16 protein-coding genes are annotated in these 18,037 nt (G+C 57.1%); 12 read left to right on the top strand and 4 right to left on the bottom strand.

Annotated elements, in window-relative coordinates; all coding sequences use genetic code 11:
• Positions 1–30: 30 nt before the first annotated feature.
• The 8 genes from H7698_RS03735 (at position 31) to H7698_RS03700 (ending at position 10,913) form a co-directional block, all read left to right on the top strand.
• Positions 31–2,862: a 2-oxoglutarate dehydrogenase E1 component gene (locus H7698_RS03735; RefSeq protein ID WP_162436057.1), complete on the top strand. Its 2,832-nt coding sequence runs from the start codon at positions 31–33 to the stop codon at positions 2,860–2,862.
• 42 nt (positions 2,863–2,904) lie between these two features.
• The gene (gene odhB / locus H7698_RS03730) at positions 2,905–4,125 is read left to right on the top strand and encodes a 2-oxoglutarate dehydrogenase complex dihydrolipoyllysine-residue succinyltransferase (RefSeq protein WP_194690627.1); all 1,221 of its coding nucleotides are present in this window, start codon (positions 2,905–2,907) and stop codon (positions 4,123–4,125) included.
• 98 nt (positions 4,126–4,223) lie between these two features.
• Entirely contained in the window at positions 4,224–5,660 is a 1,437-nt protein-coding gene (gene lpdA / locus H7698_RS03725; protein ID WP_162436059.1) for a dihydrolipoyl dehydrogenase, read from the top strand.
• 196 nt (positions 5,661–5,856) lie between these two features.
• Entirely contained in the window at positions 5,857–7,023 is a 1,167-nt protein-coding gene (gene sucC / locus H7698_RS03720) for an ADP-forming succinate--CoA ligase subunit beta (RefSeq protein ID WP_008148602.1), read from the top strand.
• Positions 7,023–7,904 (top strand): succinate--CoA ligase subunit alpha, encoded by an 882-nt coding sequence (gene sucD, locus H7698_RS03715; protein ID WP_007898976.1) that lies wholly within the window; start codon positions 7,023–7,025, stop codon positions 7,902–7,904. The genes sucC and sucD overlap by 1 nt, the downstream gene beginning before the upstream one ends.
• Positions 7,905–8,288: 384 nt before the next feature.
• On the top strand, positions 8,289–9,602 hold the full coding sequence (gene brnQ, locus H7698_RS03710) for a branched-chain amino acid transport system II carrier protein (protein ID WP_162436060.1): 1,314 nt from the start codon (positions 8,289–8,291) through the stop codon (positions 9,600–9,602).
• 172 nt (positions 9,603–9,774) lie between these two features.
• Complete coding sequence (locus tag H7698_RS03705; protein ID WP_162436061.1) at positions 9,775–10,512, top strand: DUF599 domain-containing protein; 738 nt, start codon at positions 9,775–9,777, stop codon at positions 10,510–10,512.
• Positions 10,512–10,913, top strand: a complete 402-nt coding sequence (locus H7698_RS03700) for an MAPEG family protein (protein ID WP_162436062.1) — start codon at positions 10,512–10,514, stop codon at positions 10,911–10,913. The genes H7698_RS03705 and H7698_RS03700 overlap by 1 nt, the downstream gene beginning before the upstream one ends.
• 70 nt (positions 10,914–10,983) lie before the next feature.
• Here the strand turns inward: H7698_RS03700 and H7698_RS03695 are convergent, their stop codons facing one another.
• Complete coding sequence (locus tag H7698_RS03695; RefSeq protein ID WP_162436063.1) at positions 10,984–11,217, bottom strand: hypothetical protein; 234 nt, start codon at positions 11,215–11,217, stop codon at positions 10,984–10,986.
• Between the two features lie 157 nt (positions 11,218–11,374).
• On the opposite strand from H7698_RS03695, the gene H7698_RS03690 reads away from it, so the two are divergent.
• The 3 genes from H7698_RS03690 to htpG all read left to right on the top strand — a co-directional run bounded on the left by H7698_RS03690 (position 11,375) and on the right by htpG (position 14,300).
• Complete coding sequence (locus H7698_RS03690) at positions 11,375–11,851, top strand: PaaI family thioesterase (RefSeq protein WP_194690626.1); 477 nt, start codon at positions 11,375–11,377, stop codon at positions 11,849–11,851.
• 10 nt (positions 11,852–11,861) lie between these two features.
• Entirely contained in the window at positions 11,862–12,314 is a 453-nt protein-coding gene (locus H7698_RS03685) for a PaaI family thioesterase (RefSeq protein ID WP_194690625.1), read from the top strand.
• An 81-nt stretch (positions 12,315–12,395) separates the two neighbouring features.
• Positions 12,396–14,300 (top strand): molecular chaperone HtpG, encoded by a 1,905-nt coding sequence (gene htpG / locus H7698_RS03680; RefSeq protein WP_194690624.1) that lies wholly within the window; start codon positions 12,396–12,398, stop codon positions 14,298–14,300.
• A gap of 226 nt (positions 14,301–14,526) precedes the next feature.
• Here the strand turns inward: htpG and H7698_RS03675 are convergent, their stop codons facing one another.
• Both H7698_RS03675 and H7698_RS03670 read right to left on the bottom strand, forming a co-directional pair.
• Positions 14,527–15,417, bottom strand: a complete 891-nt coding sequence (locus tag H7698_RS03675) for a pirin family protein (RefSeq protein WP_194690623.1) — start codon at positions 15,415–15,417, stop codon at positions 14,527–14,529.
• A gap of 61 nt (positions 15,418–15,478) precedes the next feature.
• On the bottom strand, positions 15,479–15,895 hold the full coding sequence (locus H7698_RS03670) for an OsmC family protein (protein ID WP_162436068.1): 417 nt from the start codon (positions 15,893–15,895) through the stop codon (positions 15,479–15,481).
• Positions 15,896–15,988: 93 nt separating this feature from the next.
• On the opposite strand from H7698_RS03670, the gene H7698_RS03665 reads away from it, so the two are divergent.
• Positions 15,989–17,056 (top strand): amidohydrolase family protein, encoded by a 1,068-nt coding sequence (locus tag H7698_RS03665; RefSeq protein WP_208525598.1) that lies wholly within the window; start codon positions 15,989–15,991, stop codon positions 17,054–17,056.
• A gap of 262 nt (positions 17,057–17,318) precedes the next feature.
• On the opposite strand, the gene H7698_RS03660 is transcribed toward H7698_RS03665, so the two are convergent.
• Positions 17,319–18,032, bottom strand: coding sequence for a DUF3108 domain-containing protein (locus tag H7698_RS03660; protein WP_194690621.1), 714 nt, complete (start codon positions 18,030–18,032; stop codon positions 17,319–17,321).
• Positions 18,033–18,037 lie beyond the last annotated feature (5 nt).

The raw sequence follows: 18,037 nt of genomic DNA, 5'->3' as shown, positions 1-18,037 counted from the left end.
TGGTGTTCCCCTAACCGAGGGTGACCAAGCATGCAAGAAAGCGTGATGCAGCGCATGTGGAACAGCGCCTACCTATCCGGTAGTAACGCTGCCTATGTGGAAGAGCTCTACGAGCTCTACCTGCACGACCCTAACGCTGTGCCAGAAGAGTGGCGCACCTACTTCCAGAAGTTGCCTGCTGACGGCAACACTGCCACCGATGTTTCGCACTCCACAATTCGCGATCATTTCGTCTTGCTGGCAAAGAACCAGCGCCGCGCACAACCGGTTTCCGCCGGCAGCGTGAGCAGTGAGCACGAGAAGAAGCAAGTTGAAGTGCTGCGATTGATCCAGGCTTACCGTATGCGTGGCCACCAGGCAGCCCAGCTTGACCCGCTGGGGCTGTGGCAGCGTCCTGCACCTGCAGACCTGTCGATCAATCATTACGGCTTGACCAATGCCGATCTTGATACGACCTTCCGTGCCGGAGACCTGTTCATCGGCAAAGAGGAAGCGAGCCTACGCGAAATTCACGAAGCGTTGCAGCAGACATATTGCCGCACCATCGGCGCCGAATTTACGCACATCACCGATTCCGAGCAGCGCCAGTGGTTCCAGCAGCGTCTGGAAAGCGTGCGTGGCCGTCCGACGTACTCCGCCGATATCAAGAGCCATTTGCTTGAGCGCGTGACTGCCGGTGAAGGCCTGGAAAAATACCTGGGTACCAAATACCCGGGCACCAAGCGTTTCGGTCTGGAAGGCGGCGAGAGCCTGATTCCGATGCTTGACGAGCTGATCCAGCGTTCCGGTTCCTACGGCACCAAGGAAATCGTTATCGGCATGGCCCACCGTGGCCGTCTGAACGTTCTGGTCAACACCTTCGGCAAGAACCCGCGCGAGCTGTTCGACGAGTTCGAAGGCAAGAAGAAGGTCGAGCTGGGTTCCGGTGACGTTAAATACCACCAGGGCTTCTCGTCCAACGTGATGACCACCGGTGGTGAAGTTCACCTGGCCATGGCGTTCAACCCGTCCCACCTGGAAATCGTTTCCCCGGTGGTCGAGGGTTCGGTTCGCGCCCGTCAGGATCGTCGTAACGACCCTACCGGCGAGAAGGTTCTGCCGATCTCCATCCACGGTGACGCGGCATTCGCCGGTCAGGGCGTGGTGATGGAAACCTTCCAGATGTCGCAGACCCGCGGTTTCAAAACCGGCGGCACCGTGCACATCGTGATCAACAACCAGGTTGGTTTCACCATCAGCAACCCGCTGGACTCGCGTTCCACCGAGTACGCCACCGACGTTGCCAAAATGATCCAGGCGCCGATCCTCCATGTGAATGGTGATGATCCGGAAGCCGTGTTGTTCGTGACCCAGCTGGCCATCGATTACCGCATGCAGTTCAAGCGTGACGTGGTGATCGACCTGGTCTGCTACCGTCGTCGCGGCCACAACGAGGCCGACGAGCCGAGCGGCACCCAGCCGATCATGTATCAGCAGATCACCAAGCAGCGCACCACCCGTGAGCTGTACGCCGATCGTCTGACCCAGGGCGGTGTGGTCGACGCAGAGCGTGTTCAGGCGAAAGTCGACGAATACCGCAATGCGCTGGACAACGGTCTGCATGTTGTAAAAAGCCTGGTCAAAGAGCCGAACAAAGAGTTGTTCGTGGATTGGCGTCCGTATCTGGGCCACGCCTGGACCGCGCGTCACGACACTCGCTTCGATCTGAAAACCTTGCAGGAACTGTCCGCCAAGCTGCTGGAAATTCCAGAAGGCTTCGTGGTTCAGCGCCAGGTCTCGAAAATCTACGAAGACCGTCAGAAGATGCAAGTCGGCGGCCTGCCGATCAACTGGGGTTATGCCGAAACCATGGCGTACGCGACCCTGGCGTTCGAAGGTCACCCGATCCGCATGACGGGTCAGGACATCGGTCGCGGTACGTTCTCGCACCGTCACGCTGTCTTGCACAACCAGAAAGACGCGGGTACCTACATCCCGTTGCAAAACCTGTACAAGGGCCAGCCGCGTTTCGACCTGTACGATTCGTTCCTGTCCGAAGAAGCCGTACTGGCGTTCGAATACGGTTACTCGACCACCACGCCTGAGGCGCTGGTGATCTGGGAAGCCCAGTTCGGCGACTTCGCCAACGGTGCCCAGGTGGTTATCGACCAGTTCATTACCAGTGGCGAGCACAAGTGGGGCCGTCTTTGCGGTCTGACCATGCTGCTGCCGCACGGTTATGAAGGTCAGGGTCCGGAGCACTCTTCGGCTCGTCTGGAGCGTTACCTGCAGCTGTGCGCCGAGCACAACATCCAGGTAGCCGTGCCGACTACGCCGGCTCAGATCTACCACTTGCTGCGTCGTCAGGTGATCCGCCCGCTGCGCAAGCCGTTGATCGTGCTGACTCCAAAGTCGCTGTTGCGTCACAAACTGGCCGTGTCGACCCTGGAAGATCTGGCCGAAGGTTCGTTCCAGACCGTTATCCCGGAAATCGATGTTCAAGACCCGAAAAAGGTCGAGCGCATTGTTCTGTGCAGCGGCAAAGTCTACTACGACCTGTTGGAAAAACGCCGTGCCGAAGGTCGTGACGACATCGCCGTCGTGCGTATCGAGCAGCTGTACCCATTCCCTGAGGACGACTTGAACGAAGTCCTGGCTCCGTACACCAACCTCAAACATATCGTTTGGTGTCAGGAAGAGCCGATGAACCAGGGTGCCTGGTACTGCAGCCAGCATCACATGCGCCGCATCGTTGGCAATCACAACAAGGCACTCGTACTCGAGTACGCCGGTCGTGACGCTTCCGCTGCACCAGCTTGTGGTTATGCATCGATGCACGCCGAACAGCAGGAAAAACTGCTGCAAGACGCCTTTACTGTTTAACGCCTTCGCGCACCTGAAACCGAATTTAAGGACCCACAGATAATGGCTATCGAAATCAAAGCCCCCACTTTTCCGGAATCGGTTGCCGATGGCACCGTTGCCACCTGGCACAAACAACCGGGCGACGCTGTAAAGCGTGATGACCTGATCGTCGATATCGAAACCGACAAGGTTGTTCTGGAAGTGTTGGCTACCGCTGACGGCGTGCTGGGCGCTATCGTCAAGAACGAAGGCGACACCGTTCTGTCCGACGAAGTGCTGGGTTCCATCGAAGCGGGCGGCGCTGCTGCCGCTCCAGCTGCCGCCGCAGCACCTGCTGCTGCACAAACTGCTGCTCCTGCTGCTGAAGGCGAAGACGATCCTGTTGCTGCACCGGCTGCTCGCAAGCTGGCTGAAGAAAACGGCATCAACATCTCCTCCGTTGCCGGTACTGGCAAAGGCGGTCGTGTGACCAAGGAAGACGTGGTTGCAGCTGTTGCCGCCAAGAAATCCGCGCCTGCTGCCGCGCCTGCCAAGGCTGCTGCACCGGCTGCCGCTGCTCCGGTTTTCGCCGCTGGCGACCGCATCGAGAAGCGCGTTCCGATGACCCGTGTGCGGGCCACCGTTGCCAAGCGTCTGGTTGAAGCTCAATCGAACATGGCAATGCTGACGACTTTCAACGAAGTCGACATGACTGAAGTCATGGCGCTGCGTTCGAAGTACAAGGATCTCTTCGAGAAGAGCCATAACGGCGTACGCCTGGGCTTCATGTCGTTCTTCGTCAAGGCGGCTACCGAAGCGCTGAAACGCTTCCCGGCTGTCAACGCATCGATCGACGGTGCCGACATCGTTTACCACGGCTACGCTGACGTCGGCGTTGCTGTTTCCAGCGACCGTGGCCTGGTTGTACCGGTTCTGCGTAACGCCGAACTGATGAGCCTGGCTGAAATCGAAGGCGGCATCGCCACCTTCGGCAAGAAGGCTCGTGACGGCAAATTGTCCATGGACGAAATGACCGGCGGCACGTTCACCATCACCAACGGTGGTACCTTCGGTTCGATGATGTCGACCCCGATCGTCAACCCGCCGCAGGCGGCTATCCTGGGCATGCACAACATTCTGCAGCGTCCTATGGCGATCAACGGTCAGGTCGTTATCCGTCCGATGATGTACCTGGCTCTGTCCTACGATCACCGTCTGATCGATGGCAAAGAAGCTGTGACCTTCCTGGTTACCATCAAGAACTTGCTGGAAGACCCGGCTCGTTTGCTGCTGGATATCTGATAGAAGCGGCTGCAGGTCTCAAGCTTCAAGCGGCAAGAAATTGCGGCTTGGCTTGAGGCTTGCGGCTTCAAGCTTGTTGCCAAAAGAGGATTTTTTGAATGTCGCAGAAATTTGACGTAGTAGTGATCGGCGCGGGCCCTGGCGGCTATGTGGCTGCCATCAAAGCAGCGCAGCTGGGTCTCTCGACGGCCTGCATCGAGAAATACACCGACGGCGAAGGGAAGCTCGCGCTGGGCGGTACTTGCCTGAACGTCGGCTGCATTCCATCCAAGGCGCTGCTGGACAGCTCCTGGAAATACAAGGAAGCCAAAGAAGGCTTCGCGATCCACGGTATCAATCACGCTGGCGTGACCATGGACGTGGCTGCAATGGTTGGCCGTAAAGCCAACATCGTCAAAGGCCTGACCTCTGGCGTTGCAACCCTGTTCAAGGCTAACGGCGTAACGTCCCTGCAAGGCCACGGCAAACTGCTGGCCGGCAAGCGCGTTGAGCTGACCAAGCCAGACGGCACCGTTGAAATCATCGAAGCCGAGAACGTGATTCTGGCTTCGGGCTCGCGCCCGATCGATATTCCACCGGCTCCTGTTGACCAGAACGTGATCGTCGACTCGACTGGCGCACTGGAATTCCAGTCCGTGCCTAAGCGCCTGGGCGTGATAGGCGCTGGCGTCATCGGCCTGGAACTGGGTTCGGTATGGTCGCGTCTGGGTTCCCAGGTCGTCGTTCTGGAAGCGCTGGAGAAGTTCCTGCCGGCCGCTGACGAAGCGGTTTCCAAGGAAGCCTTCAAGACCCTGACCAAACAAGGTCTGGACATCAAGCTGGGCGCTCGCGTTACCGGTTCCAAAGTGAACGGCGACGAAGTCGTTGTGAACTACACCGATGCCAATGGCGAACAGAACATCACGTTCGACAAGCTGATCGTTGCCGTTGGTCGCCGTCCAGTGACCACCGAACTGTTGGCTGCCGACAGCGGTGTGAACATCGACGAGCGCGGTTTCGTTTTCGTTGACGACCAGTGCGCTACCAGCGTTCCGGGCGTTTACGCGATCGGTGACGTGGTTCGCGGCATGATGCTGGCGCACAAGGCGTCCGAAGAAGGCATCATGGTCGTTGAGCGCATCAAGGGCCACAAAGCCCAAATCAACTATGACCTGATCCCGTCTGTTATTTATACTCACCCGGAAATCGCATGGGTGGGTAAAACCGAGCAGACCTTGAAAGCCGAAGGCGTTGAAGTTAACGTCGGCACCTTCCCGTTCGCCGCTTCTGGCCGTGCCATGGCAGCCAACGATACCGGTGGTTTCGTCAAGGTCATCGCCGATGCCAAGACTGACCGCGTATTGGGCGTCCACGTCATTGGCCCGAGCGCTGCAGAACTGGTTCAGCAGGGCGCGATCGGTATGGAATTCGGCACCAGCGCTGAAGACCTGGGCATGATGGTTTTCTCCCATCCGACCCTGTCTGAAGCCTTGCACGAAGCAGCTCTGGCTGTGAATGGCGGCGCCATCCACATCGCCAACCGCAAGAAGCGTTAAGACAATAAGAAACCACGGCGGTATAGCCCGTCGTGAGCCTTGCATGCAAAGCTCACCGCGGAACATCCGCTGGACGCAGTCTTGCGTAGTTGCACCGGTTGTCCGGAAAGGCTACGCAAGCAGCAGTCACAGGTGGTGCGGCACTTGAACAAGTGCAGCACCGAATGCGCAGTACCTAACGAAGACGGTAATAAGCATGAATCTTCACGAGTATCAGGGTAAGCAGCTGTTCGCTGAGTACGGCCTGCCAGTATCCCAGGGTTTCGCCGTAGACACCCCGGAAGCAGCAGCAGAAGCTTGCGACAAAATCGGTGGTACCGAGTGGGTTGTCAAAGCCCAGGTCCACGCTGGTGGTCGCGGTAAAGCGGGCGGCGTAAAGCTGGTTCGCAGCAAAGAAGACGCCAAAGCATTCGCACAGCAGTGGCTGGGCAAGCGTCTGGTGACTTACCAGACTGATGCCAATGGTCAGCCAGTCACCAAGATCCTGGTTGAATCGTGCACTGATATCGCTAAAGAGCTGTACCTGGGCGCTGTCGTTGACCGTTCCAGCCGTCGTATCGTGTTCATGGCTTCCACCGAAGGTGGCGTGGACATCGAGAAGATCGCTCACGACACGCCTGAAAAAATCCTGAAGGCCACTATCGATCCACTGGTTGGCGCTCAGCCGTTCCAGGGTCGCGAGCTGGCATTCCAGCTGGGTCTGGAAGGCAAGCAAGTTGCTCAGTTCGCCAAGATCTTTGTAGGTCTGGCCAAACTGTTCAAGGATCACGACCTGGCTCTGCTGGAAGTGAACCCGCTGGTGATCAAGGCTGACGGCGATCTGCATTGCCTCGACGCCAAGATCAACATCGACGCCAACGCCATGTACCGTCAGCCTAAGCTGAAAACTTTCCACGATCCGTCGCAAGACGATCCGCGCGAAGCGCACGCTGCCAAGTTCGAACTGAACTACGTAGCACTGGAAGGCAACATCGGTTGCATGGTCAACGGTGCTGGCCTGGCCATGGGTACCATGGACATCGTCAACCTGCATGGCGGCAAACCAGCCAACTTCCTCGACGTGGGCGGCGGTGCTACCAAAGAACGCGTTACCGAAGCGTTCAAGATCATCCTGTCCGACACTAACGTCGCTGCAGTATTGGTCAACATCTTCGGCGGCATCGTTCGTTGCGACATGATTGCCGAAGGCATCATCGGCGCTGTGAAAGAAGTCGGCGTGAAAATCCCGGTTGTTGTTCGCCTTGAAGGCAACAACGCTGAGCTGGGCGCTAAAGTACTGGCAGAAAGCGGTTTGAACATCATCGCTGCTACCAGCCTGACCGACGCTGCTCAACAAGTTGTCAAAGCTGCGGAGGGCAAATAATGAGCGTCCTGATCAATAAAGACACCAAAGTTATCTGCCAGGGTATTACCGGTTCGCAAGGTAGTTTCCACACCCAGCAAGCCATCGAATACGGCACCAAGATGGTTGGTGGCGTTACTCCTGGCAAAGGCGGCACCGAGCACCTGGGTCTGCCAGTGTTCAACACCGTGAAAGATGCTGTAGCTGCCACTGGCGCCACCGCCAGCGTGATCTACGTTCCAGCTCCTTTCTGCAAAGACTCGATCCTGGAAGCTGCTTTCGGCGGCATCAAGCTGATCGTTTGCATCACCGAAGGCATTCCTACCCTGGACATGCTGGACGCTAAAGTTAAGTGCGACGAGCTGGGCGTAGTCCTGATCGGCCCTAACTGCCCAGGCGTGATCACCCCAGGCGAATGCAAGATCGGCATCATGCCAGGTCACATTCACTTGCCAGGCAAGGTCGGTATCGTTTCCCGTTCCGGCACCCTGACCTACGAAGCTGTGAAGCAGACTACTGACGCCGGTTTCGGTCAGTCGACTTGCGTCGGCATCGGTGGTGACCCGATCCCGGGTTCGAACTTCATCGACATCCTGAAGCTGTTCCAGGAAGACCCGAAGACCGAAGCGATCGTTATGATCGGTGAGATCGGCGGTTCGGCTGAAGAAGAAGCGGCTGCCTACATCAAGGCAAACGTGACCAAGCCGGTTGTTTCCTACATCGCTGGTGTGACTGCCCCTGCAGGCAAGCGCATGGGCCATGCTGGCGCAATCATCTCTGGCGGCAAAGGCACTGCAGACGAGAAGTTTGCTGCCCTGGAAGACGCAGGCGTTAAAACCGTGCGTTCGCTGGCAGACATCGGCAAGGCTTTGTCCGAGCTGACCGGTTGGGCGATCAAATAAGCCTCGTGCTTGGCTGACGCTTCACCAGACAAAGGCCACCTTCGGGTGGCCTTTGTCGTTTTCGGTGCATAGTACTGGGCCTTTGGCGAGGGGATTTAGCGAAACGTCGCGGTGCGACGTTTCGCTAAATCCCCTCGCCACAAAGTTCTGTGCAAGTAAATAAGATATGTAAATGCGACATTGAAATGTCGCGTATCGGATAGTTCGCCCTCTAACAGTGCGTTCGTCACCCAAATTAGTTAGGCTAGCCGCCATTTTTGCGTCAGCGTCCCACAAGGAAGCGTCGCGCTAAAAGGGTCAGTCCTATGCGGACCGACAGCATTTCCCTCACCCATAAGGGAAATCCCTCTCTAAATTCCGATTCAGTAGTGTGGTATTTCCTTAATGAAAGTGTTGAAAGGCCAGGACATCCTGGCACTTGGTTTTATGACGTTTGCCCTGTTTGTCGGGGCTGGCAATATCATCTTCCCGCCTATCGTCGGTTTGCAGTCCGGGCCTCATGTCTGGATGGCGGCGCTAGGGTTCCTGATCACTGCAGTCGGTTTGCCGGTCATCACCGTTGTAGCCCTGGCCAAGGTCGGCGGCGCCATGGATGCATTGAGCAGCCCGATCGGTAAAGTCGCCGGAGGCTTGCTGGCCGCCGCGTGCTACCTCGCTGTAGGCCCTTTGTTCGCCACTCCCCGAACCGCTACCGTGTCGTTCGAAGTCGGCTTGGCACCGCTGACGGGTGAAAGCCCGCTGGCGCTGTTCCTCTATAGCTCGGTGTACTTCCTGCTTGTGTTCTTCATTTCGCTCTACCCGGGCCGACTGCTGGATACCGTAGGACGTTTCCTCGCGCCGCTGAAGATCATCGCCCTGGCGGCACTCGGTATTGCAGCGTTTGCTTTGCCAGCCGGTGATGTCGGTGTGGCCACGCCGGAATACGTGGCGGCTCCATTCTCCCAAGGCTTCATCAATGGTTACCTGACCATGGATACGCTGGGTGCGCTGGTGTTCGGCATCGTGATCGTCAACGCCATCCGCTCTCGTGGCGTTGATTCGCCGGTGCTGATTACCCGTTACGCGATCATTGCAGGGCTGATCGCCGGCGTGGGCCTGGCGCTGGTTTACGTCAGTCTGTTCCGTCTTGGGTCGGGCAGCCATGAAGTGGCGGCCGGGGCTACCAACGGTGCGGCAGTGCTGCATGCCTATGTCCAACACACCTTCGGTTCGCTGGGCAGCGGTTTCCTTGCGGTGCTGATCTCTTTGGCGTGCCTGGTCACAGCGGTCGGTCTGACCTGCGCTTGTGCCGAGTACTTCAGCCGTGTGCTGCCACTGTCTTACAAGACCCTGGTGATTATCCTGGCGGCGTTTTCCCTCCTGGTGTCCAACCTGGGGCTCACCAAGTTGATTGCGTTCTCGATCCCGGTCCTGACCGCCATCTACCCGCCGTGCATCGCGTTGGTGGCGCTGAGCTTCTGCAAAGACTTCTGGCATGAGCAGGGCCGCATCGTCGGTCCGGTGATGCTGGTGTCGTTCATCTTCGGCCTGATCGATGCGCTTAAAGGCGCAGGTCTCGCGGACTGGATGCCTGCGCAGTTGTCCCACTTGCCGCTCAGCGAGCAAGGTTTGGCGTGGCTGGTGCCATCGGTCATGACGCTGGTGGTCGCAGTGGTCTGCGATCGCCTGCTGGGCAAACGCGAAGAAGCGTTGGCTTAAGCGTCCTCAAGGCCCGTCACAAACGGGCTGCGAGCACACAGGAAATGCCCCGTATCAATCGATGCGGGGCATTTTTTTTGCAAACGGTGCAGTGTCTTTTTTCCTGATCTATCGTCGAACCACAGACAGTAAGCGCAAGGCTTGCCGACGCCACCACATCACAAGGACCTGCATGTCGTTCATCCACGCCAACCTGATCCATCTTCTCGCCGCGCTCTGGTTTGTCATCTGCTGGGGCGGCTACACCCGTTATGCCACGTGGAAAGGCCGCGACACCGCCTGCCTGGCCAGTGTGCTGCATCTTTATCGTGAAGACTGGATGCGCCGTATGCTGTTGCGCGACAACCGCATTGCCGACGCCAGTGTGATTGGCAACCTGGAACGTAATGCATCGTTCTTCGCCTCCAGCACGCTGATTATTCTGGCCGGTATCCTCACCGTGCTGGGTGCGTCCGAAAGGGCGGTGTCGTTGCTGGCGGATATCCCGATGGTGCAGCAGGCGTCCCAGGGCATGTCAGAGATCAAGCTGCTGTGCCTGGCAATGGTTTTTGTCTATGCGTTCTTCACGTTCAGCTGGTGCATGCGGCAATACAACTTTGCGGCCATCCTGGTCGGATCGGCCCCCATGGTCGGTGAGCGACATGTGTCCGAGCAGGAACGAAAGGCTTTTGCTGCCCGCGCCGCTCGTGTCATTTCCATGGCTGCCAACCAGTTCAACTTCGGGCTGCGCTCCTATTACTTTGGCATGACGATGCTGGCCTGGTTTGTCAGCCCGTGGTTGTTCATGCTGTTGAGTACCGGTGTGGTGCTGGTGCTGTACCGACGCGAGTTTCATTCTGACGTTCTCGACGTGATGGTCTATACCCCTACAGAGGCGCCATTGCCTGAAGCGAACAAAGAGGCTGTTTGATGAGTATTCCGTTTTGGTGTGTGTTTATCAGTGCATTGCTTATTTATGTGGCGCGCATGCCCGTTGCCAAAGCCATGAAAGAGCAGGGTGGTTACAACAATCATCTGCCGCGCCAGCAACAGGCACAACTCACCGGGTTCGGCGCGCGTGCGGTGGCGGCTCATCAGAACAGCATTGAAGCGTTCATTTTGTTTGCCGTCGGTGTCTTGATGGCTCACACCACGCAAACGGCGGGATGGTTGATTGACTCGCTGGCCATCATCTTTGTTATTTCCCGCATCATCTATCTGCTGTGCTACTGGGGCGATCTGGCCTGGCAACGCAGTCTGGTTTGGATCGTCGGATTAGTGTGTTCTTTGTTGCTGATGATTAGTCCGACTTTTAGAACTATTTTGCTGTAACCCTAGAGCCAAATCGCAGACAAAAGAAAACCCGCACTTGGCGGGTTTTCTTTGCGACGCTAAAAACGATTTAGTTTTTAGGTGCTTCTTTTGCAGCTGCTTCGTTCGATTCAGCCTGAGCTTTGGCAGCTTCAGCGTTTTCTTTCGCTGCGTCGTTCACTTTATCCTGAGCTTTGTTCATGTCTTGCTGAGCTTGCTCAGCATGTTGGTTAGCATCTTGAGCTTTGTCCTCGGATTTTTTATCGCAGGCTGCGAGACCGAGGGAAGCGGTCAACATCAAGGCAATAGCTAAAGTCTTCTGCATGGGGTGTTTCTCCTTATGGAAAATATCTACTGGCCTTTCGAGCACAGCCGTCATCGTTAAGTTCCTCAATTCTCACAGATATATAAGATTATTCTGACGGGAACTTTTGCCCGATCCCGTGGGTATGACGACCGAGCATCTAAATGGAGTTTTAATCATGGCTGAAAACCCTGTTTTTGAGCGTGCCACGCGATTCCTTTCCGCTTTGCGCCACTGTCAGGTGCTCGGGTTGCGAGTTCACAGCGCCAGCAACGAAGGGCTCACCGTCATCCTGCCTTACAGCCCGCAGATTGTCGGGAATCCGCAAACCGGGGTTATACATGGCGGCGCTCTGACCTCGCTGTTGGACACGGCCTGCGGCATGTCCACGCTGTGCGTACTGCCCGAATTCGAAGTCTGCCCGACACTCGACCTGCGCATCGATTACATGCATGCCGCCGAACCCCATAAAGATGTCTATGGTTTCGCCCAATGCTATCGAGTGACCACCGATGTGATCTTTGCCCGCGGTTTTGCCTATCAGGACGATCCCGAACAGCCTATTGCCCATGTCGTCGGCACATTCATGCGCATGGGCACGGCGGTTAAAGGCACTAAAGGTTTTGGTGGCGCGATCGCCAGCGGTACGAAATGAGGAGTGCGAAATGACTGACACGATCAAGGATCAGCTTAAGCAGGCCCATGAGCACGGGGATTACGCGCCACTTCTGGATATGATTCCCTACGCCAGGCTGATCGGCGTCGAATGTTCACGCGTAGGGGATGAGCTGCTGTTCCGTCTGCCGGCCAATAAAGACAACATTGGTAACCCTTTGCTACCGGCCATCCATGGTGGCGTGATTGCCGGTTTCATGGAGCTGTCCGCCGCGCTGCACCTGCTGATTTTTACCGGTTCGCCGGAGGTACCGAAGATCATCGACTTTTCCCTCGATTACCTGCGTGCAGGGCACTTTCGCGACACCTGGGCTCGATGTCAGGTCGCCCGTCAAGGCCGCCGTGTCGCCAACGTGGCGATTACCGCCTGGCAAAGCACCGAAGCCGAACCCATCGCGACGGCGCGCGCCCACTTCAAAATCGAAGAGCCCTTGAAATCCTGATCACTGCCCCCAACTTTGATGACAACCCGCCGTCGACCCTGAAGGTCACGGCCACTGCCATCTGATTGGAGTTTGATGACCATGAGTGTGGAAACTCAAAAGGAAACGCTGGGCTTCCAGACCGAGGTGAAGCAGCTGCTGCACCTCATGATCCATTCGCTGTATTCCAACAAGGAAATTTTCCTTCGCGAATTGATCTCGAACGCCTCTGACGCTGTCGACAAATTACGTTTTGAAGCCCTGGCCAAGCCAGAGCTGCTGGAAGGTGGCGCGGAACTTAAAATCCGTGTGAGCTTCGACAAGGACGCTAAAACCGTCACGCTCGAAGACAACGGTATCGGCATGAACCGCGAAGAGGCGATTGCTCACCTGGGCACCATCGCCAAGTCCGGCACCGCTGACTTCATGAAGCACCTGTCGGGCGATCAGAAGAAAGACTCGCACCTGATCGGTCAATTCGGTGTTGGTTTCTACTCTGCGTTCATCGTTGCCGATAAGGTTGACGTGTTCAGCCGTCGTGCCGGTGATGCTGCCAGCGAAGGTGTGCACTGGTCGTCCAAGGGCGAAGGTGACTTTGAAGTCGCCACCATTGAGAAGGCTGACCGTGGCACTCGCATCGTCCTGCACCTGAAATCCGGTGAAGACGAATTCGCTGATGGCTGGCGTTTGCGCAACATCATCAAGAAGTACTCCGATCACATTGCCTTGCCGATCGAGTTGCCGAAAGAAGTGGCAGCCGTTGAAGGTGAAGAGGCACCGGCCGTTGAATGGGAAACCGTCAACCGCGCCAGCGCCCTGTGGACTCGTCCTCGCAACGAAGTGAAGGACGAGGAGTACCAGGAGTTCTACAAGCACATCGCTCACGATTTCGAGAACCCGCTGAGCTGGAGCCATAACAAGGTCGAAGGCAAGCTGGAATACAGCTCGTTGCTTTACGTGCCGGCCCGTGCTCCGTTCGACCTGTACCAGCGTGAAGCGCCGAAAGGCCTGAAGCTGTATGTGCAGCGCGTGTTCGTCATGGATCAGGCTGAGTCGTTCCTGCCGTTGTACCTGCGCTTCATCAAAGGCGTGGTCGATTCCAATGATCTGTCGCTGAACGTGTCGCGGGAAATCCTGCAGAAAGACCCGATCATCGATTCCATGAAGTCGGCGCTGACCAAGCGCGTTCTGGACATGCTGGAAAAACTGGCGAAAAACGATCCTGAGCAATACAAGGGTTTCTGGAAGAATTTCGGTCAGGTCATGAAAGAAGGCCCGGCAGAAGACTTCGCCAACAAAGAGAAAATTGCTGGCCTGCTGCGGTTTGCATCCACTCAGGGTGAAGAAGGCGAGCAAGTGGTTTCCCTGGCCGAATACCTGGCTCGCGCCAAGGACGGTCAGGACAAGATCTACTACCTGACCGGCGAAACCTACGCACAAGTCAAAAACAGCCCGCACCTGGAAGTCTTCCGCAAGAAAGGCATCGAAGTGCTGCTGCTGACCGATCGCATCGACGAGTGGCTGATGAGCTACCTCAGCGACTTCGACGGCAAGAGCTTTGTCGACGTGGCGCGTGGTGACCTGGATCTCGGCAATCTGGACTCGGAAGAGGACAAGAAAGCCGCTGAAGAAGTCGCCAAGTCCAAAGAAGGTCTGGTCGAGCGTCTGAAGTCGGCACTGGGTGACTCGGTTGCTGAGGTTCGGGTTTCCCATCGCCTGACCGATTCTCCAGCGATTCTGGCCATCGGCGAGCAGGACCTGGGCCTGCAGATGCGGCAGATTCTGGAAGCCAGTGGGCAGAAGGTTCCGGATTCGAAGCCGATCTTCGAATTCAACCCGGCTCACCCGTTGATCGAGAAACTCGACAATGAGCAGAGCGACGAGCGCTTCGGCGATCTGTCGCACATTCTGTTCGATCAGGCGGCCCTGGCAGCCGGCGACAGCTTGAAGGATCCGGCCGCTTATGTGCGCCGTCTCAACAAGCTGTTGGTTGAACTGTCGGCTTGACCGCGTTGTAAAAAAACCCGCTTCGGCGGGTTTTTTTATGTCGGTCACTTTGTAGCAGCTGCCGAGCCTGCGAGGCTGCGTCGGCTCCGGGGTCGCGCTCGACCGGAGCAGTCGTAAAATCAGGCAGCACGGATTTTTAATAAGACCTCGCGTACAGGTTTTACGACTGCTACGCAGCCGGACGCAGCCTCGCAGGCTCGGCAGCTGCTACAGGGGCTGTGTCGATTTAGTCCAAGGGCGTGGGTTCGCTTCGGTGTTTCGGCAATTCGATCCGCTCACTTTCCCCCGGCACTGTCGGCCACTCTCCGGCCGCCCAGCGTCGCCGCGCTTCGTCTATTGCCGCCGGGTCGCTCGCCACAAAATTCCAGTTGATCCGTCGCGGCCCATCCAGCGGGGCGCCACCGAACAACACCGCATGACAGTCGCTCTCGGCGAACAGTGTCATCTCTTCTGCGGCAGGTAACACCACCAGGGAATTCAACTCCAGACGCTCGCCGTCCAGATAGGCGTCGCCGCTCAACACGTACAACGCGCGTTCTTCATGCTCTGTCGGAATCAGCAAAGTTGTTGCTGTCTGAAGGCTCAATTCGGCATACAGCGTAGGAGAAAGCACTGGAACCGGCGATTCCAGGCAAAAACCTGTTCCCGCAATCATCCTGATCTTCACCCCCAGGTTATCGCTGACCGGCAAGGTAGCAGCCGGGTGATGGCTGTAATGCCCTGGGCCCTGCTCGTGAGCCTTGGGAGACGCCAGCCAGATTTGCAGGCCGTGCATCGTGAAGCCGCTTTCCCTCAATGCTTCAGGAGTACGCTCGACGTGGGCAATAGCGCTGCCCGCGGTCATCCAGCTGACATCGCCAGCTGCGACCACTTGATCGGAGCCGAGACTGTCTTTGTGCTGGATTTGTCCCTGGAACAGGTAGGTGAGGGTGGATAAGCCGATGTGTGGATGCTGGCGGATGTTCATGCCTTTACCCGGCTGATAAACCGTTTCGAGCATGTGGTCGAAAAATACAAAGGGACCGACGTTGCGGCATTTCGCGGAGGGCAGTGGGCGCAGAATCGGTTGGCCTTCGACATCTTCGGCGCGAGGGCGAATCACAAGCGGAGTATTCATGGTGCATTCCAGGCTGAGCGGGTGACGCGAAGAGCATAACCCGCTCGCGCAGCCTTTGCTGTTACTGGCTGAATGCGCCTTCTGACAGGTGAGTTTCGATACTGACGTCAGTGGTGGTCATGAGTTTGTGAATCGGGCAACGATCAGCCACGCGGTGCAGTTCATCTCGCTGTGCGTCGGTGAGTACGCCCTTGAGCGTCAGCTTGACGTGCAATGCGTATTTGCCTTTTTGTTCTTCGCTGTTGTCGCGTTTGACCTCGACCGTCACGCCGGTCAACGGAATGTCTTTCTTTTTGGCGTACATCTTCAAGGTCAGGGCTTTGCAGGCGCCCAGGGCGGCGTCGAAATAATCGTGCGGCTCCGGCGCCGAGCCTTCGCCACCGGCGGAGGTGGGGGCATCAGCAAAAAATTCGTGCTCGTCGATTTGTACACTGTGGCGCAAACCCTCGGCGGATACGGTGTTAACGGTAACTGTCATGGGAGACCTCGTAGGCAGTGGGAAAGTCATTCGATCAAAAGACCTTGAAGTTATAGAGCATTCTTACAGGTGCGCGTTCCACTTTCCTGTCGGATGAACCTCGAACCGCGTGACGGGGTCTACGCTGGACCTGCCTTCTGGAGATCGCCCGTGCATTTGTTTCGACTCAGCGTTGCTTGCCTGTTGGCTATTTCAAGTGCCGGTACCAGTGCGCGCGAATATGCCTACAGCGATGCGCATCTGCATTACGTGGATTTTTTCCAGGAAACGGCGGGCATGCCCAAATTGCTGAAGGCCATGTCGGATAATCGAATTGAGCATGTGATGATTTCCGGCATCCCCGTCGCCAAGAAATGGCATGAAGACGAGCCGAAACGCCCGCGCTATTACGCCGGTGACGACGCCGATGCTTACTGGTACAGCGCCACTGACGTGATCGTCGCCGCAGCAGTGAACAAGCTGACGGCCGAACAGCGCCGGCACTTCCATCCGTTCCTGTCTGGCTTCAATCCCAACGATAAAAACTCCGCCGCGCACATTCAGCGCATGCTCGATCTCAATCCAGGCTTGTGGCAGGGCATCGGCGAAGTATTCACCCGGCACGATGACCTGACGGCGCTGACGTCCGGCGACACGCCACGTGCGAACAACGAAGCCATGACACGGATCTATCACCTGGCCGCTGAGAACGACCTGCCGGTAATGGTGCATTCCAACATCACGTCCAAGCGTGAGAAGAATCCGCTGTATCTGTCGGAAATCGAAGAACCGTTGCGCAACCATCCGCATACCCGGTTCATCTGGGCTCATGCGGGCACCAGCGCGGAAATACACCGGCACCAGGTTGAGCTCGAATTTCTGTTGCCAACCCTGACGCGGATGCTGGAAAAGTACCCCAATCTGTTTATAGATCTGTCGTGGAGCGTGCTCACGCCTTATCTGCTGGATGAGCAGGGCAAGCCTCGGGGCGAGTGGTTGAAGCTGGTGGAGCGCTTTCCGGAGCGCTTCATGCTCGGCTCTGACGTGGTAGGACGTTTCAACAAGCTCGGCAAGGAAATGCGCAGCTTTGATCCGTTTCTCGATGCGTTGCCGGAGGACGTCGCCAGAAAGGTCGCTCGAGACAACTTCCTGGCGATCCTGCCGAGAGCGGTTCCTCGATAACAGCATTGGCGCACCACCGAACTGGAGCATAACCTTGCCACCCTGTAGGAGCGTCGAGTGTGGCGAGGGGATTTATCGGAATGCCGCACCACCCCGTTCGGCTGCGCAGCAGTCGTAAGATTTTGGGGCCGCTGCGCGACCCAACGGGGATAAATCCCCTCGCCACAGTCGACAGCTCCTACAGGTACGAGGTTGTTCGGGATCGAATGGCAACAGGCAAAAAAAAGCCCCGCACTGGCGGGGCTTTTCTCGTCGACCAGGTTTAGCTGCCTTTGACAGGCTTGCCGTTGACGGTACCGTCGAGGAGCATGATGTTGTACTCCTTGCCGTCGGTTTCAACCTGTTGCAGGCGAACCAGCAGGTAATCCCAGTCCTTGGCGAACCACAGCACAGTGATGCGTTTGCTTTGTGTCGGATCACGTACGCGTTCAACCTTGATCGCATCGATCTGACCGGCCTTGGTGTCGACTTTTTCCGAGCCCAGCACGCGGAAGTCGTAGGTATCGACTTCGCCATCATCGACAACCTGATAGCTCATGCTTTTCTTGCCGGCAGCGACGTCATGCTGCAGCGCCAGCTGATACGTGGACTTGTCGACCATGCCGCGATTGAGCGGGAGCTTGACCGGGTCACCACGATCGGTGCCGGTGACCATTTTGGTGGTCCAGTCAAAATCCAGGTCCGCCTTCTTGGCCTTGCCCAGTCCACCACGTTCGAAGTGGTAGGACTGCGGGAGCAGGGTGTCCTTGTCCAGCGTCAGCGTGCTTTCTTCGGACAGGCTGGCGATCATCATCGACGCTTTGAAGCTGAGCTTCCAGACGCCGTTGGCTTCCTTTGTCAGGCTGCGTGACGCCGTGCCGCTCATGGGAAGCTGCTTCCAGTCGGCGGTGTAGCTGGCGGAGAAAGGTTGAAGTTCTGCAGCCTGCGCAAACGGCAGGGCGAGCAGAGCGCAAGCGAAGAGCAGGGCGCGACGCATAATAT

Source organism: Pseudomonas sp. p50(2008) (assembly GCF_015351605.1).
Lineage (GTDB): Bacteria > Pseudomonadota > Gammaproteobacteria > Pseudomonadales > Pseudomonadaceae > Aquipseudomonas.
The sequence above is the reverse complement of the archived record's forward strand: the minus strand, read 5'-3'. Positions and strand labels throughout refer to the sequence as shown.